The organism is Arthrobacter sp. I3, from assembly GCF_000520575.1.
Taxonomy (GTDB): Bacteria; Actinomycetota; Actinomycetes; order Actinomycetales; family Micrococcaceae; genus Arthrobacter; species Arthrobacter humicola_A.
Genome location: NZ_KI914929.1, coordinates 42,495 through 43,652, shown reverse-complemented (window position 1 = coordinate 43,652; position 1,158 = coordinate 42,495). Strand labels below are relative to the sequence as shown.

At 73.1% G+C, this 1,158-nt stretch carries 1 protein-coding gene; it reads left to right on the top strand.

The window, feature by feature from the left end; genetic code table 11:
* Positions 1-1,158 (top strand): D-alanyl-D-alanine carboxypeptidase/D-alanyl-D-alanine endopeptidase (gene dacB / locus Y706_RS30260; RefSeq protein ID WP_253906789.1); only part of this gene is annotated, 1,158 nt, incomplete at both ends.

Sequence of the window (1,158 nt, the reverse complement as noted above, 5' to 3'; positions counted from 1 at the left end):
TGGCCCCCGGCGTCGCCCGGGGCCGGCCCGGTGACGCGCCGGAGGGCGGGCACGCCAAAGTCCTGGCCGAGGTCCATTCCGCCACGGTGGGGCAGCAGGTGGACTTGATGCTGCAGACCTCGGACAACTACCTCGCCGAGGTGATGGGACGGATGACCGCCCTCGGCGTCGGCCGGCCCGGCAGCAGCGACGACGCCATTGCCGCCGTGCTGCAGCAGGTCAAGGACATGGGCGTTCCCACTGACTCGCTCCGGGCCGCGGACGTCTCCGGCTTGGCCCCGGCCAACAGGGTCTCGCCCCGGCAGCTCACGGACGTGGTCCGGGCCATGACCTCGGGCACAGACCCCCGGCTGCGGGCCGCCCTGAGCGGGTTCCCGGTCGCCGGGCTCACCGGCACCCTGGGGGACCGCTACACGGATGCGGCCTCGGCCGCGGGCGCCGGGCTGGTCCGCGCCAAGACGGGCACACTGAACACAGTCATTGCGCTTAGCGGTTCCGTGGTCGACGCCGACGGCCGGCTCCTGGTCTTTTCCTTCGTCGGCAACGGGCTGACCCCCGGCGCCGCGAACAAAGCCGCGCTGGACCGCTCCGCCGCCGTCCTCGCCGGCTGCGGCTGGCCGGAGGGCGGGCACGCCAAAGTCCTGGCCGAGGTCCATTCCGCCACGGTGGGGCAGCAGGTGGACTTGATGCTGCAGACCTCGGACAACTACCTCGCCGAGGTGATGGGACGGATGACCGCCCTCGGCGTCGGCCGGCCCGGCAGCAGCGACGACGCCATTGCCGCCGTGCTGCAGCAGGTCAAGGACATGGGCGTTCCCACTGACTCGCTCCGGGCCGCGGACGTCTCCGGCTTGGCCCCGGCCAACAGGGTCTCGCCCCGGCAGCTCACGGACGTGGTCCGGGCCATGACCTCGGGCACAGACCCCCGGCTGCGGGCCGCCCTGAGCGGGTTCCCGGTCGCCGGGCTCACCGGCACCCTGGGGGACCGCTACACGGATGCGGCCTCGGCCGCGGGCGCCGGGCTGGTCCGCGCCAAGACGGGCACACTGAACACAGTCATTGCGCTTAGCGGTTCCGTGGTCGACGCCGACGGCCGGCTCCTGGTCTTTTCCTTCGTCGGCAACGGGCTGACCCCCGGCGCCGCGAACAAAGCCGCGC